The sequence below is a fragment of the Kamptonema animale CS-326 genome (assembly GCF_028330895.1).
In the GTDB taxonomy this organism is placed as follows: Bacteria; Cyanobacteriota; Cyanobacteriia; order Cyanobacteriales; family Microcoleaceae; genus Kamptonema; species Kamptonema formosum.
In genome coordinates, this window is record NZ_JAQMUA010000454.1 from 13,594 (window position 1) to 28,424 (window position 14,831).

The 14,831-nt window shown below is 41.3% G+C and carries 16 protein-coding genes and 1 pseudogene; 8 read left to right on the plus strand and 9 right to left on the minus strand.

Annotation, left to right across the window (positions count from 1 at the left end; genetic code table 11):
- Positions 1–18 precede the first annotated feature (18 nt).
- The 4 genes from PN499_RS26480 to PN499_RS26495 all read left to right on the plus strand — a co-directional run bounded on the left by PN499_RS26480 (position 19) and on the right by PN499_RS26495 (position 6,234).
- A complete protein-coding gene (locus PN499_RS26480; protein ID WP_272036190.1) occupies positions 19–4,932 on the plus strand; it encodes a methyl-accepting chemotaxis protein in 4,914 nt (1,637 codons plus the stop codon).
- 1 nt (position 4,933) lies between these two features.
- The gene (locus PN499_RS26485) at positions 4,934–5,341 is read left to right on the plus strand and encodes a hypothetical protein (RefSeq protein WP_272036193.1); all 408 of its coding nucleotides are present in this window, start codon (positions 4,934–4,936) and stop codon (positions 5,339–5,341) included.
- A 4-nt stretch (positions 5,342–5,345) separates the two neighbouring features.
- Positions 5,346–5,654, plus strand: a complete 309-nt coding sequence (locus tag PN499_RS26490) for a hypothetical protein (protein ID WP_272036196.1) — start codon at positions 5,346–5,348, stop codon at positions 5,652–5,654.
- Between the two features lie 67 nt (positions 5,655–5,721).
- Complete coding sequence (locus tag PN499_RS26495) at positions 5,722–6,234, plus strand: hypothetical protein (RefSeq protein WP_272036199.1); 513 nt, start codon at positions 5,722–5,724, stop codon at positions 6,232–6,234.
- A 4-nt stretch (positions 6,235–6,238) separates the two neighbouring features.
- Here PN499_RS26495 and PN499_RS26500 read toward each other — a convergent pair whose 3' ends face one another.
- The 5 genes from PN499_RS26500 to PN499_RS26520 are packed head-to-tail and all read right to left on the minus strand — an operon-like array spanning position 6,239 to position 8,176.
- Positions 6,239–6,583, minus strand: a complete 345-nt coding sequence (locus tag PN499_RS26500) for a hypothetical protein (RefSeq protein WP_272036201.1) — start codon at positions 6,581–6,583, stop codon at positions 6,239–6,241.
- Positions 6,580–6,978: a hypothetical protein gene (locus PN499_RS26505; protein WP_272036203.1), complete on the minus strand. Its 399-nt coding sequence runs from the start codon at positions 6,976–6,978 to the stop codon at positions 6,580–6,582. The genes PN499_RS26500 and PN499_RS26505 overlap by 4 nt, the downstream gene beginning before the upstream one ends.
- A 1-nt stretch (position 6,979) precedes the next feature.
- Positions 6,980–7,291, minus strand: a complete 312-nt coding sequence (locus PN499_RS26510; protein ID WP_272036205.1) for a hypothetical protein — start codon at positions 7,289–7,291, stop codon at positions 6,980–6,982.
- Complete coding sequence (locus PN499_RS26515; RefSeq protein ID WP_272036207.1) at positions 7,284–7,697, minus strand: hypothetical protein; 414 nt, start codon at positions 7,695–7,697, stop codon at positions 7,284–7,286. Before PN499_RS26515 ends, PN499_RS26510 begins: the two co-directional genes overlap by 8 nt.
- Positions 7,697–8,176, minus strand: coding sequence for a hypothetical protein (locus tag PN499_RS26520; RefSeq protein WP_272036209.1), 480 nt, complete (start codon positions 8,174–8,176; stop codon positions 7,697–7,699). The genes PN499_RS26515 and PN499_RS26520 overlap by 1 nt, the downstream gene beginning before the upstream one ends.
- A 17-nt stretch (positions 8,177–8,193) precedes the next feature.
- Between PN499_RS26520 and PN499_RS26525 the strand changes: the two genes are divergently transcribed.
- From PN499_RS26525 to PN499_RS26535, 3 genes are all read left to right on the plus strand, one after another.
- Positions 8,194–8,529 (plus strand): hypothetical protein, encoded by a 336-nt coding sequence (locus PN499_RS26525; RefSeq protein ID WP_272036211.1) that lies wholly within the window; start codon positions 8,194–8,196, stop codon positions 8,527–8,529.
- Positions 8,529–10,118, plus strand: a complete 1,590-nt coding sequence (locus PN499_RS26530; RefSeq protein WP_272036213.1) for a hypothetical protein — start codon at positions 8,529–8,531, stop codon at positions 10,116–10,118. The genes PN499_RS26525 and PN499_RS26530 overlap by 1 nt, the downstream gene beginning before the upstream one ends.
- Before the next feature lie 237 nt (positions 10,119–10,355).
- Complete coding sequence (locus PN499_RS26535) at positions 10,356–11,198, plus strand: DNA-methyltransferase (RefSeq protein WP_272036215.1); 843 nt, start codon at positions 10,356–10,358, stop codon at positions 11,196–11,198.
- 131 nt (positions 11,199–11,329) lie between these two features.
- Here PN499_RS26535 and PN499_RS26540 read toward each other — a convergent pair whose 3' ends face one another.
- From PN499_RS26540 to PN499_RS26560, 4 genes are all read right to left on the minus strand, one after another.
- Positions 11,330–11,707 carry a helix-turn-helix domain-containing protein gene (locus tag PN499_RS26540; protein WP_272036216.1) on the minus strand — a complete coding sequence of 126 codons (378 nt, stop codon included), beginning with the start codon at positions 11,705–11,707 and terminating at the stop codon, positions 11,330–11,332.
- A gap of 99 nt (positions 11,708–11,806) precedes the next feature.
- The gene (locus PN499_RS26550) at positions 11,807–13,120 is read right to left on the minus strand and encodes a PIN-like domain-containing protein (protein WP_272036218.1); all 1,314 of its coding nucleotides are present in this window, start codon (positions 13,118–13,120) and stop codon (positions 11,807–11,809) included.
- A gap of 101 nt (positions 13,121–13,221) precedes the next feature.
- A complete protein-coding gene (locus PN499_RS26555; protein WP_272036219.1) occupies positions 13,222–13,461 on the minus strand; it encodes an addiction module protein in 240 nt (79 codons plus the stop codon).
- Between the two features lie 127 nt (positions 13,462–13,588).
- Positions 13,589–14,329: an abortive infection family protein gene (locus tag PN499_RS26560; RefSeq protein WP_272036220.1), complete on the minus strand. Its 741-nt coding sequence runs from the start codon at positions 14,327–14,329 to the stop codon at positions 13,589–13,591.
- A gap of 245 nt (positions 14,330–14,574) precedes the next feature.
- Between PN499_RS26560 and PN499_RS26565 the strand changes: the two are divergent.
- Positions 14,575–14,730, plus strand: a pseudogene (locus PN499_RS26565) (Uma2 family endonuclease); the annotation flags it as partial.
- Between the last annotated feature and the right edge of the window lie 101 nt (positions 14,731–14,831).

Genomic DNA, 14,831 nt, shown 5'->3' on the forward strand with positions numbered 1-14,831 from the left:
GAATCGTCAGAGATAGGGATGGAGTTTGTAAATGAATCCCACGATTTTACCCGAAATGTGATAACAACTTCTAAAGAGGAAATAATTGACTCCTTAAAAGTTTGTTGTGACGACTTGTCTATAAAAATAGATAACATAAAAGCTCCAGAAATAAAGCAGTTTGACGAAGAAGCTTTCAAAAAATGGATTATCACGCTACTGGCAGATTTCGGCAAGCGCACGTTAAGTTACATAGAGAAACTATTCAAGCAGCAAACCTACTTCTTAGAAGATAGGATGATCAACTATCATCAGCAAACGACAAATTTACTAAGCGATATAACAAACATTCTAGGCGACATACAATTACAGGTTGACTTGCTAATCCAGTTTCAGCAAGAAGTCACAAACTATTTTGAATCTGTACTAGACGACTTAGCAACGATCAGACAGTTAATAATTGAGTGCTGTCAAAATATAGAGAGCATCGATTTTTCGGAAATATTGGAGCTAATAGACACGACTTCAACAAGATTAACTCAAGAATTGTCAACCACAATAACGAATACTTCCGGCATAGTTATCGCAAGCCTAGCCAATCAAATTTTAGTGTCGGGCAATAATACAGTTGTCGAGTTAGGCAATGCGATCGCCAATATCCAAAATATATTAAGCAACAATTTTGAAAAGCGAACTCAGATTAATAGACAAAATCTAAAAATTGTCTACGACTTACTGTTAGAAATATATAAATGCTGTAGAGAGAGCGGAACAAAATTAGATTGCTGCGAAGATATTAAGGGAGTCCTGAGCTTTAGCTTGTGCGACACAGAAGATACAGTAGATCCAGCAAGCGAGATAGCTGAAGATGTAGCTAGCCAAGTCACAGGTAGCTTAGTAAATTTAGTATCAAGCCTCATCCCAGGGAACATCGACGATGCAGTGTTAGGAGCGCTAGAAGGAACTATTCAAAAGATAGTAAAAGGATTTGTTGCGGTCAAAATCAAACCGTATGTTAACACGACTCAAAACGCCAGACAAATATCTTATTCCGGCTACGCATTTAAAGGTATCGAATCTCAGATTAACGCTCTATCACAACAATTAGATTTAGCAGTCAAGGAAATCTGTAGTAAAAGTGTAGAATGTCCCGATGAGGAGCAATACATTTTTTCCGGTTCGCTAGAATTTGCGACTTGTGATGAAAATGCGCCAGAGATATCAATTTGGGACACATTGGTCATAACAACATCCAACTTTATTGTTAGTCGAATCGCTTCCGAATTAGTCTCGAAACTGTTTCCCTTTCTTAAAGCCGATTTCGATGATAAAACACTTGACGCTATTATCGGGAACCTAGAAGATACGATAAAAAATGAATTAAAAAGCTTATTCTACAGATTTCTGCCGTTACCTCAAAATGAAAGAGTCAAACCTTATCATGGCTACAATTTCGAGGGAATAGAAAAGATGATTTTGGCATTATCTGACCAAATCAATTATGTAACAGAGCAGCTATGCGGAAAAATGGCGGCCTCTGTACCAGTTACGCCATCAGCACCAGTGATTACCAAGATAGTATTACCAACAGACTCACAAATCGATGGTTTGACTAATTTTCAATGTGAAGACTACGAAGGGCCGTTGGCATTTCCCTATCAAGGGAGTGGGATACAGGGATTGTCCTCTCAGTTAGTGGCGATAGAAAACGGAATGAACGTTATATTAAAACAAGTTTGTTCTGTCAAAAAAGAAGTAAGCTCAGATAATGTTAACGGAGCGTACAGTTTCAAATGCGGCAATGATGTAAAAAGCTTCACTTATAGCGGCAAGGGAATAGTCGGACTATCAGCACAATTAGCAGCTTTGGCGCAAGGAGTAAACGCCGTACTATCTAAAGTCTGCGACTCGGACAGTGATATCAACAGAAATATCAATGATACCCGCAATCAAATAATTGAGGTATCCAATAATAACAACCAAACCATCAATCAAAATATCGACAACACGCGCTCTCAAATAATCAACAATGATAATGAGAACGAGCAAGAAATCAACCAAAACATACAAAATATCAGCAATAGCATAAGCAACATACAAAACACAATTAACAATATTAACAACACCATCAGCAATCCTCTAGCAGACCCAAACAATGAAAGTCCAAACAATGATGAATACGTAAATGGGCAAATCCGATTAATCTGCAATGGCACTCCAATGAGCTACCCTTACAGCGGGGTCGGATTGGAGGGGATATCAAATGGCATAGAAGCGATGGGAAACGCATTGCAAATGGTCTTAGATCGAGTTTGCAAGCCAGACGATTTTATTGCAGGAGAGTTATTGATTGAATGCGACAATTACCCCTACTCTTTTTCTTATTCGGGAAGCGGATTTGATGCAATAATTTCCTCTGTAGAGGCTTTGAATCAAGTAATGCAGGTTGTACTAAATCAAGTCTGTGGCAAAATTGGGACAAATATAGAATTCATTGACGATACCATAGAGCTAACCTGCGACAATGAAACTACAACATACAACTATTACGGTATCGGAACAGTAGGCATTACACAAGGAATTAACGCATTAGCTAAAGCGATTCAATTAGTGCTAAATAGGGTGTGCGTATTGCCAACCATAGAAGATTGTAGTCAAGCAACTATAGAGCAAATATCACAAATAACTCAAGAAATAAATCAGTCGTTCAGCGAAAAAATTGAAAACACAATTGACGAACAAACCTCTAACATAAAAGAGACTATAACAGAGACGATTTCAAACGTAGCGGAAACGATTTCTGAAATCACGAATATATCACAAGCTATCTCGGAAAACTTAAATTACAACAGCACAATCCAAACAATCTTACAAAACCAGTTGGGTAATATCGTATTAACGCTTAACAATTACCTGGAGGATTACAGCGAAAATACAACGAACACTAACTCGGTTTTAAGTCAAATAAATGGTATCATCACAAATATATTAAATAGCGTATCCGTAGAAATAGCAAATACGCACAGTATTGATTGTGATATTGAAATAGGGAAGCAAGTAAAACCCAAACCGCTCTATGTCACTAACGGTGCAGGACTATATATTGTCGATCCAGTAGAGAATCTAGTAAAAGAAGTTGTAAGGAGTTATCTAAACCCGCAGAACGTCCCCTTTTCTGGGTTTTTACCAAATAGCTTACTAATAGGAATTCCAGCAAACAATATAGTACCAAACACTCTATTGTCAGGATTTCCTGGATACTCAGCAATCTACAGCGCAAATGGATTAGCCGCAAATCAATTATTAGAATTGATAGAGCCGGCAGCCAGCGTAATTCAATTTGATGGACTGACCTTTAACAATGAAGAAAAAATATATTTAGCTCGTTCAACCCCAGACAGACAAACTCAATATTTCAAGGTCATGCCGGACACGGGGGACATTGAATTAATTGCCGAATCACCCAACGATCTCACCGAAGGAGTTGGGGCGATGACTAAAACTTTTGTGGGACAAACAGACAAAGAAGATCCGAAAGTTGAATACACCTACTCGCTAGGAGTTAGTAACACGCGAGAAGATTTCAAACTGCTTCGACTAAACGAACTTGATTTCAGTAGCCTGGAGATAGTATTACCGCAAGAAATTAACGCTCTATTAAAAAGCGATCCATACACTTCAGGGCTGCCTGGTTCTCGTCAGGACTATGTGCTTTCCATAACTTTTGACAGAGACAATAACCTATACATTTCATCGGCTCAATACGATGAGGATGCACTTGGTGGATATATAAAGAAGCGGCGGCTAACTAGAATCACAAATAGCGGAGTAGGCAATATTTCAATTATCAAGGATTATCCGGCGATTCGTTCCACAGAACCGGCGCAAATCAACGAGATTGACGAGGGAGTGATTTTTGATGTTTTATCCTTTGATGCCCTAAATCAGTTATGGGGTTTAGATGTAAGCAGTGTAAATAGTCCGATCCTGTACAAAATAGAGAATTGTACCGGAGAGATATTAAGCGCAACAAGTCCGGTTGGCGAGACTGGGACTGAGCATATTTTACTAAAAGGTAATTACTATAATTTTCAGTTTGCCCCTAACAATCCAGAGAAAAAATTACACTGCCTATGTGATGGTGATTTCAAGCCGGAATTAGAAATCACCTATCAGCAATCGCAACCACAAGAGTACAGTTATAGCGGAGTTGGACTAAAAGCTCTAGCGCAACAAGTGGATCAGGTGTTTCCCATCCTCCAGCAAGTAGTAGATAAACTGTGCCACCCAGTCAAAGATGAAGAGTATGAGAAAGAGTGCTTGATAGTTCAATGTGGCAATGGATACCTAGATGAGAGCGTCCATGAAATTATTAGATATGAAGGGTCAGGATTAAAACTCTTATCCTCAAAGCTAGATGCAGTAATAAAACAGAATCAGTTTTTACTTAACACCACTTGCCAGCCATCAGAAGAACAGGGATGTGTCGTATTGCTGCCTGACGAGCGATACGCCGAATTTACAGTAACAAAACAGTTGGTGCTAACCTTTGGTGAGAATTACCCAAAACAGACAGGTAGTTTGTGGCACGTTAATATCCCAATGCCCATAGATAATCTAGATTGGTGCGAACATTTCGAGAATATATCTATGCGGAAAGGGAGTGTAAATGGTCGCTTATACTGGGAAAATAGTAAGATTTATACAGGCAGCTATTTTGAATCGGAAGAAGAAGCGAGAAGAGTTTTAGCTCTACTCGCAGCGCTATCAACCTCCACTCCCCGGCAGAATAATGGGAGCCTAGACCCTCGGATCACGAAGGGGGCGAAAACTAAGAGAATCCCGCAAAATAGAGTGACAAGGTGTGTCAAAGCAGTTGTTAGCGATATAAATCCACTAACAGGGGAACCGACAGGTGTGCAATGCTATAAACCCCCTAGAGGAGGATGTTAAAATGGTTTTTTCTCCTAACGACTGTCATGGATTAAAACGATTACTTGGTGGGTCTGGAGGCTCAGGAGGTTCTAGCGGCGGCTCTTCTTCAGGTTCGGATATTATGTTTGTGCCGAAAGGCACTAATCAGCAATTACTAGAAGTTACAGAGGTAGGGATGACGATAGCAGCAGCAACAGCATCCCCAGTAGCAAGAATGCTAACGATACTCAACGAAAGCGTAGAAAAAACAACTGTATTTATTAGTGTGGGGAGTCCTGCTTCTTTGGGGAACTACCTATATCCGCTACGTCAACATCTGATCTTAGAAGAGATACTAGATGGAGGAGAAATCTGGAGCGCGATTACTCAATCAGGAGAAATCGGCATATTAAGAGTCTCTATCACACCATTAGTAAAAATATTTTAGATCCATGATTTATGTTCCCAGAGGCACTATCCAACAAGTAATAACCGTCAGTGACTCAGCGACTATCCTTGCCCCAGAAACAGCAATAGCAACAGCAAGAATGCTAACTATATTAAACGAGAGTTCGGAGAACACAACTATATTCATCAGCAAGGGGACTCCGGCATCTTTAGGAAATTACACTTATCCTCTACACCAATTTTTGATACTACAGAATGTGCTAGACGGAGGGGAGAATTGGAGTGCGGTATGTCGTCCCGGAGAATCGGGCACAATTAGAATAGCGATTGCACCATTGGTGAGAATCTCTTAAAATACAACTATCAGGAGAATCTACAGCATCAAAATTCCACAATTTCGGAAAAATAGAGAATACTGATATGGCAAAAGAGCTTTACGTAGGGATTTTCGAGAAAGATGCCAGCGGCAAGAAAACAGAAATAGATGTAGCTGACTGGGAAAAGCTAGAGGATGCTAACTGGATTTCCGCTGCACAGATATTCGGATCGCTCCCACAACAAATGGTACTTATGCGACCAAAAGCTGAAATGCTAAGTCCCGAAGGTATGACGATTGCGATCGCGGATAAAAGAAATAAAAGATGGAGTAACATCACTTTCGACCAATGGTTTGTAGCCGAATGCCTAAAGAGAGATTTCTTAGAGAGGCTGAATCTAGATCCAAAAGCAGCGGAGGTTAAAATCAGTGGATGGCTCGACTGGATCTCACAAAAGGATCTGCGAAACATTAAATTGAAAGTTGATGAGGAGATAGCCAAATTACAGAGGGAATATGTCAAAGTTTATGGCTCTCCACTTCCAAAAGATGAGGCGATAAAAACTCTAAAAGTCGCTCAGCCCACATTAATGCGGGATTTTCAGGCAATAGCCTAATAGCCTAGAAAAAGCTCCCGTGCGTACCATCAGGGTTAAGCAAAACCTGCTTAACCCTATCGATTAAAGATGATTGCTGTAAAAGGCCCACGCCATCGGCAGCGGGAGGAATAGGAAGAGACGGAATAGCCTCTCCCATTGACCGAATATAGGCCCAAACTTCTACGGCTTCAGCCCCAGTCAATTTAAGCTCAAGGATGTCGGAACCAGAGCGCTGAAGGCAAAGTGTAAGTTTGGGTGTCTCCCAGGTAGAGGTAATGGAATTATAGGAAGTCCTCTCAAATTTCGCTTGAACCACGTCATCAAGGACTATCAAGCGATCGCCACTTGTAACTATTTCTCCCTTCATATCTTCACCAGCGAGAGTTTACGTTCACCCCCCTTATCGTTGTACACGGGACGCAAGCCTTGGAAGCAAATAACCGAAACAGGAATAGTTTGAATAACACTCTCATCAAGATCGATACTCTGAGAGAAGCTTGAACGGATATCCTCAATAGTCCTAGCTGAATAATACTGGCCTCCGTACCAGCACCCCCACTGTCGCCCTGGAGCTTCAGGAGTTCGCTTCGGTCTCGCCTGCCAATGTAGCAGAGAGAAACCTTTTTGAGAAATTGATGGATGAATAGCCGAAACTAGCGGCTCAAAATCGATATCTAAAGCAATTGACGGAATTGAAGGCCATAATATACGAAACCTATAATCATCCTTCTTGATAATATCTGGATTCTCAATAACTATCACGCTAACCTACTCCTATTATTTGAAAATGACAGCTCCAACTAGGGAAAAGCCATAAAGCCAATTCAAAGGATCTAATATCAGGAGGAATAATAATTATCTCCTTGGTATCGATCGCAGTCAATCCCGGCACAATTAGCCAGGAACTATCCAAGTAAATGCACAGCCGACAAGCAATTTCGATGTATTGACCAAACTCAAGATAACTACCCGGCAGCAGCTCGGATCGAGCATAGATTAGATGCTTTCCACTAAATGAATTAGAGCATACGGGTTCAGTACCTAACAACCCTTCAAATAGTGTTTCTTCACCCATCTAAGTCTTCACCGTAATATTCAGCGCACACAACATTTTTCAGTAGTGGGTTGACTAATAGAGAATTAGATAGCCAAGCATATATTTCCTTAATCTGCTGTTTGAATTCCTGAGATGAAGGATGAAAAGGGACAACCACCTTATATTCTCCAATGCCTGATTGATTACGGGGGATAGAAAGAGTTATCTTGACATATCTTGTAGCCCTCTCAAGTGCGATAGGAGGCGCTACACCTCGCACTATAGCCCTCTGAATCAGCGAATCTGTAACGGGCGTTAAGATGTTTCCTTCAGCGTCCACAGTTGTTCTCAGAACAACTTCAGTATCTCGAAAATCATCCTGTGTATATCTCAGCCTAATATCAATCCCCCGTTTTGTCGAAGGAGAGATGCCATCAGAGAACATTAGAATCCCCCATTAAATCGAGGCAGCATTAATCGCTCCAATATAGAGGTAGGAGAGCTACTACCGCAAAGATCGCGACCGGCAATCAGCTTTAATATGGGGTTTCCCACGAACTCCCCATGAGATTTTATGTTAACAAAATTAAAGCTTCGCATTTGTATCCAGAAAGTTGCCCAATCGGGAGAGCCTGGTCTAAAAGGATACTCCATTTTAGCACGATAAGCAGGCTTGTTTTTACTGTCTAGCACTTCAAAACTTGCCCATCGGGGTTTCACCGACTTAGGCAAATCGCAGGGGCGAACGTCATCTTCTCCATTGGCAATTACTTGATTCTGAAGTATAGTAGGAATTAGCTCTGAGAGGCTTCGAGAATCTTCGGCATCATCATAGTTTTCAAGAATGCTGATTTTCAAGTAAGGAAAATAGAATTGAAGCCCATAATCAGTTTCGTATTTGCGAAGTAACAGCAATTCTTCCATAAATATTAAGGATAGCGATGATTTTCAACCTAAATCCAAACAGTCAAGTAGATATAAAAGAAGATACACGCGGAGCAAAAACTACAACGACTGTAAGCGCGACATCGACTGTATCTGTAGCGTTAGCTGCTAATGAGAATAGAGCTAATTATAGTATTTACAATGCGGGGCCTGCGACCGTTTTTTTAAGGGAAGGGGCGGTAGTAACTTCCACCTTATACGATGTACAAATTCCTTCGGGGTTTTACTGGAAGGAGGATTTTGGCGGAGCCGCTAGGTATCTGGGAGCAGTTAGTGTGATTACGGCATCGGGTACGGCCTCGCTTCAAGTTTCCGAGGGGGCGCTGCTGTAATGGGGGAATTAATAAATCTGAATCCCCAAGGGGGGATTCCTGATGAAATCGCACGGGATACAGAAGTTGCCAGTGCGATCGCGACTCATTTGGCGACCACCGACCCTCACCCCGGATACCTGACACAAACTGAAGGGGATGGACGATACAGGCAAACTGCAACACCTCTAACTGATGCTGATATCCCAACTGCGATCGCACGGGATGCCGAAGTAACAGCAGCTATAAATGCTCACCTCGCAGCGGCAGACCCTCACCCCGGATACTTAACACAAACCGAAGGGGATGGACGCTATCGCCAAGTCGCATTGACAAACAATGCTGACTTAATTGATGGAATCGATTCTAGCCAAATCGTCTTCGGAGACGATTGGAGCAAAACTGTGGGGACAAATATTGATAACGTTTTCAGCAGCGGCAAAGCCTCCGGCTTCTTCGATGGTTATAGCGGTGGCACATATCCTGGTGGAATCACCCATTTGAACGGATTTCAATCCAGACACAGAAATAACAGCAACATTTGGGGAATGCAAGCTGGCTGTCAACATAATGTTCCAAATGAATTCTATTTCCGAACTATCTCATCAGGCGTTTGGAACCCTTGGCGACGGATTTGGAACGATGGAAATTTCGATCCAACATTTCACGCGCAAAACTTCAACGGAACTACCGCGAAATCTATCGGATATAGCGGGGGTACTTTTTTTTCAGAATCGGGAAACTCCGGCTACGAAGTACGAGGTAGAGATAGCTCGTCGGCCGCGTATATCTCCTTCCACCGACCAGGGGCTTTCGCTTGCCACCTAGGGCTTGATACGGACAACCAACTGAAAATAGGGGGCTGGTCTTTCGGCGGGGCTGCCTATAAACTTTGGCACGAAGGAAACTTTAACGCACAAAACGCACCGGGCGGAATTTATGGGAGCCTCCAAATCTTGGGGGGGCAGCTTGGATATGCAGGTATAAATTTCTCAGGGGCTCTCAACAACCCCAGCCTCATGCTTAGTCTGTCAGGGAATATCAGTGGGCTTTACAACCCAACCTACGGATGGAATTGGCAATATACAGAAGGAGCCTTCTATATAAGAAGCCCGAATGGAGCGTCCGAGGGCACTTATTTGGGGTTGTCCAAAAGTGTTGGTGGATTGCCGGGATATTACCCACAGCGATACCCGACAGTGAAGACCGACTTCCCGTACCTTTACTTCTCTGCGGGAGGAGCGTACTCCTCTCATATCGATCAAAATGGCGTATATAGCGCCATCTCGGATTACAACAAGAAAACTAATATAAGGGAATTAGACTATCAAGAAACCTTGGAGAGAATCAAGTATTTACCCGTTTGTGAATACAGTTTCATTGACTCCGATCCTAGAGTGAAAAGTGTCAACACTTTTGCTCAAGCTTTTTGGCTAGCTTTCAGGTTAGGAGGGGATTTGGAAATATTGGAAGATTCTTCCCCAACACAACCGAATAAGATGATCGCGACTTCCGACGTAGCTGGAATTTGCTTAGCGGGGATCAAGGCTCTTCTTGAGCGGGTGGAAAAATTAGAATTATCCCTACTCAATCTCAGCGAAAAAGAATAAACGTCTACTACACCGATAACCCCATGAATTCTGAAGGGGGCATCGCGAATTCATTGAGTTTTTGAATAGCGAGCCGTTACGTCGCTAATCATCAGTTCATTTTCACCACCACACTTATCCCCGGAGATGCTCTTTGATTTATAAGTCAGCCCTCATCGTCCTGACAAGCAAAAATAAAATTGAAAGAGTTACTTGAGAGATTTTACCCTCACTTCAGCATCTCAAACAAGTAACAAAATGATAGAGAAAAACAAGGTATATCTAGGAGATTGCCTAGAAGTAATGAAAGGAATAGAGGAAAGGAGTATAGACCTGATTCTATGCGACCTACCCTATGGAATAACAAATTGTAAATGGGATACTCTAATCAGATTTGATAAGCTCTGGGAGCAATACAATAAGATCATTAAAGATACGGGAGTCATAGCTCTATTTGGAATAGAACCTTTCAGTAGTTATCTCAGATTAAGCAATAAAGAATTTTATAAGTATGACTGGGTTTGGGAAAAAACAGGCGCTCATGGGTTTTACAATGCCAAAAACAGACCTTTAACAGCCCATGAGAATATCTCAATATTTAGTAAAGGCGCAATAACGCATAAAACGAGAACTAAGAGAAGAAGCGTGTACAATCCTCAAATGGAGAGAGGAAAGCCATATAGAAAGACTAAGCGCAAAGTACACGCAGGAGAATCTTACTTTTACCAGAAAGTTACAAGGTGCAACCTTGAGTATGTAGGCACTACCATAAACAATGATGGATCGAGATATCCCAGAAGTGTAATAAAATTCTCTAATTATAATGTGGGAGGGATTCACCCCACACAAAAGCCGCTAGCGTTAATAGAATATCTGATAAGAACGTATAGCGATGAAGGTGAGTTAATATTAGACAATTGTGCTGGCTCATTCACTACAGCAGTAGCTTGCGATAATCTTAAAAGGAACTGGATTGGGATAGAGAAAGAAAAAACATACTGCTATCTAGGGTTGGAAAGAATAAATAAAAATAGAAATTTGCTAAACTTGGATGCAGTAGAATTGGCGATTGAGCAATCTATTTCGCGTGTAAAAAATTAGCCTATAGACGTGAGTTCGATGCTTTCATTGAAGAATTATCAACTGAACAAATAGCATCTCTTGTAGGATGGGATTACATTCGAGCGGCACTATCTACTGTCGCATAACTTTAGAGAAATGGTATAAGATTGTTACGCGGGGATTTTTACCGAATGATATGGTTGAATGAGAATTTCAGCGGGAATCCCTAGTTCTTGATTCAACTTCCGAATCATATCTAATGTTAATGGATGTTTCCGAGATAAAACCTCAGACACCGTAGCTTGACTACCGAGACAGGACTCTAAATCGCGATGAGAGTATTCGCGGGTTTCCATGTAATAATAAATCGCTTCGATGGGATCGGGAATTGCGATCGGAATGTGTTTTTTTTCATAGGCTTCTACTAAAGTGCTGAGAACATCTAATCGATCGTACTCTGGAGTGTTTGCGGCTGCATTAAATAGTAACTCGATCTCTTTAAGGGCTTCCTGATAGTCGGTTTCATTTCTAATTGGGCGCAATTCCATATATTCACCTCTGTTTAGACTATTTCTGCATCTACTTTGTCATACTCGGCATGAGTGCCAATAAATCGGATGAAAATAATACACAGTGGAATCGTTTCCTTAGCTATCATTCTGCTCAGATACCAATTTATCATGGTTTTCACTTAGTACATCTTCGCTGATTCTAGGAGTGCTTAATGCCTGGAGTAAATTTTCGCTGGCTATAGCAGTGCCAAATGCTTTGATTGCTGCTTCGTGGATTCTAGGAGTGCTTAATGCCTGGAGTAAATTTTCGCTGGCTATAGCAGTGCCCAATGCTTTGATTGTTGCTTCGTAGATTCTAGAAGTGCTTAATGTCGGGAGTAAATTTTCGCTGGCTATAGCAGTGCCCAATGCTTTGATTGCTGCTTCGCTGATTCTAGCAGTGCTTAATGCCTGGAATGCAGCTTCACCAATTCTAGGAATTTGAATCTGTCGAAGTACCTCCGAAAATTCTTCATAAGATTGTTCTTCAGCCGCTTCGGCCTTAGCAACAATATTCGCTTCCTCGATTGATCTTGGACTGATATCAATTTCCAATTTGTCTTTGGCTATTGCAAGGAAGTCCTGAGTTTGATACATCCAGAATGGTTGGTTAACTTGCTCTTTAAATTCACGCCTTAACTCAAAATGGGGAGAAGCTATTTCACCTTTTTTCTTATTATTAGTCCACCAATCCTTTTTCTTGTCATCAGTTACGAAAACTATTGAAGAAGATTTTTCCTTGGCAAACTCTAGTATCTGTTTCCAAAGTATAAAGTCACCATATTGCCCTTCATCTGCTTTACCTTTATCCTCAAATCCTGGAGGTTTTTTCTGTTTATATCTTTCTTCACCTTCCTTGTAAAGTTTCTGTAACGTTTCTATGCTATAAGGCTCACCTACTTTTCCATCAAATAGTGTAAAAAGTTTTTCCAATATGTAGTCTTCTTCCGAGTTCAGCACGGAATGAGTTTTAGCAATCTCTTCTATTTTGTCTTTAAAGCATTTCTCAACCTCTTCAATAGCAGCCGTATAAGCATCCTGTTGATCAAATAGGAATGCCACTTCAGTCTTTACAATCCTTCCTGTTTGAGCAATCAATCCCTTAAGGCGATCAAATTTGAGTTCAGCATCTTTCCATTGTTTAATATCGCTTAGAGCTTTCTTGAAAGACTTCGCTTCTGAATCAATAATTCCTTCTCTATTATTCAGAAATTCACTAGCTACTTGATAGGGCAACCATATTCTTGATTGAAGATGGTCAAGTATATTTAAATAATCTTTCGCTGTCGAGTGCGAGACTCGATATAAATCACAGAGAAAATTGGTATCAAAGACAAAAATAGCAGTCTCCCAGAGGTTTGTTAAATCCTTTTCTGATGGCTGTAATCTCCAGGAGAATAAATTTCTCATGTTCTTATTTTTACTCTAAAGAATTGGATTGATAAACATATAGTATCATTATTTGGCATGAAACCTGCACTTAAGATTGTTACGCGGGGATTTTTGCCGATTTATATAGTTCGACGATCAACCAACAGCCTCACTTGAGCTAAGGCTTCATCCCCCGGAATTGCTTGCACAGTAACGCTTCGGATCTCGTTACGTCGTATATGAGCCTCAGTTGTCCAAGCTGCCTGAATCATTGGGTCGATATCGAATTCTAAACATTCTGCGAGTTTTTCTGCAAAAAGTGCTCTTGATGCACTAGGCAGAGATAAAAGCTCTTCTGTCAGTTGTTCAATTGACCGCATAGCTAGTCGCCAAATCCTTAATTACGATCTTAATGTAACAGATTTTAGATCAATAGAAGGTCATCGATCCGGGGTTGATTTGCTTTGCGATCGCCGCGATCAAACAGATCTGATAAAGTTTACTTGGCTAAAAAGGCACTTGGGGTTCATTAGAAAATTTTGCGTCAAGGTAATGCAAAATTGTTCTTGTCGCGTTTATAACAAGTAGGGCTTCATCTTTATCAACTAGACTCTCGTTCGGATGAGCAACACTTGCCTTGTTTCTAATCGGATTTAGGGCATCCATCACAGTTCCAAATGCTTGAAATATTTTTTTAATATCATCTTGCCTTGCACCTAGATTTTGCAAATTCGGATGGCTTTCACAGAGCAACTTAAAAAGCTTTGCTATCGTGTAATCAGGTTTGTAATCTATGCCCACGTCCGTGCATACCGCTCTCAGATAACCATGTAAGGTAGTGTGAATGCGGTCAACTCCGCTAGTTGCTCCGTTTGCCTTAAGTAATGACTCTGTATCGCTTATAGCACGCTCCACAACAGCAGTAGTAATTTTAGGCGATGGGCTAGATACAGGAGAACCCGACTCCAATCGTCTGACTACTTCGATTAACTCATCTTCTAATAATTTACGTTCTGGAGGACTGTTAGCCATTGCGAATTTGTCTATAACTCCCCGCAGTATTTTTGCCTGAATTTCAGGTGGTGATTCTTTTAGGATCGCAATAAATTTTTCGCGGGTAGTGCCTTTGTATTGGTTTAGATCAATATCAAGGTCGCAATACTCTGGATAAAATTTAGCGTGACTTTGATAACTAAAATCGCCCAAATACCCCTGATATACTCCAATGTAGCGGTCAACTATTTTCATTATCTCAGAACTGGTTAGACCGGACATTACAAAACCCCACACTTTATGATAAACTCGCCTGAATTATAATTATGAGCGTAATGTAACAGATTTTAGACCAATACAAGGTCATTGATCTCGGGTTAATTTGCTTTGCGATCGCGGGCGGCGATCAAACAGTGAGCGACAAACAGTATAAAGCACCTCAATCAGCGATCGCTATGCTCTAATTAATAAAGCATCTGTCCTTTCACCATCGGATAGACATGACCCAAAGCCTCAACCCCACAACATTACCCCCCGCCTTTCCCGATCATACTCAACTACCTGACTCCGACGGCACTTTTGTACATAACTTTCTAGCACATCCCCAGAGTATCCTACTCACCGATTCCCTGGAAACTACACTGCAAACCCTCAACGTGCCGATCGCGCGGAGCAAACTCAACGGGATGCTATTCCCCAACTTCTGGCAATGGGTTTAACTGTAGAGCAAGTGGCTCAAGCGCTGTCGCTGTCGGTG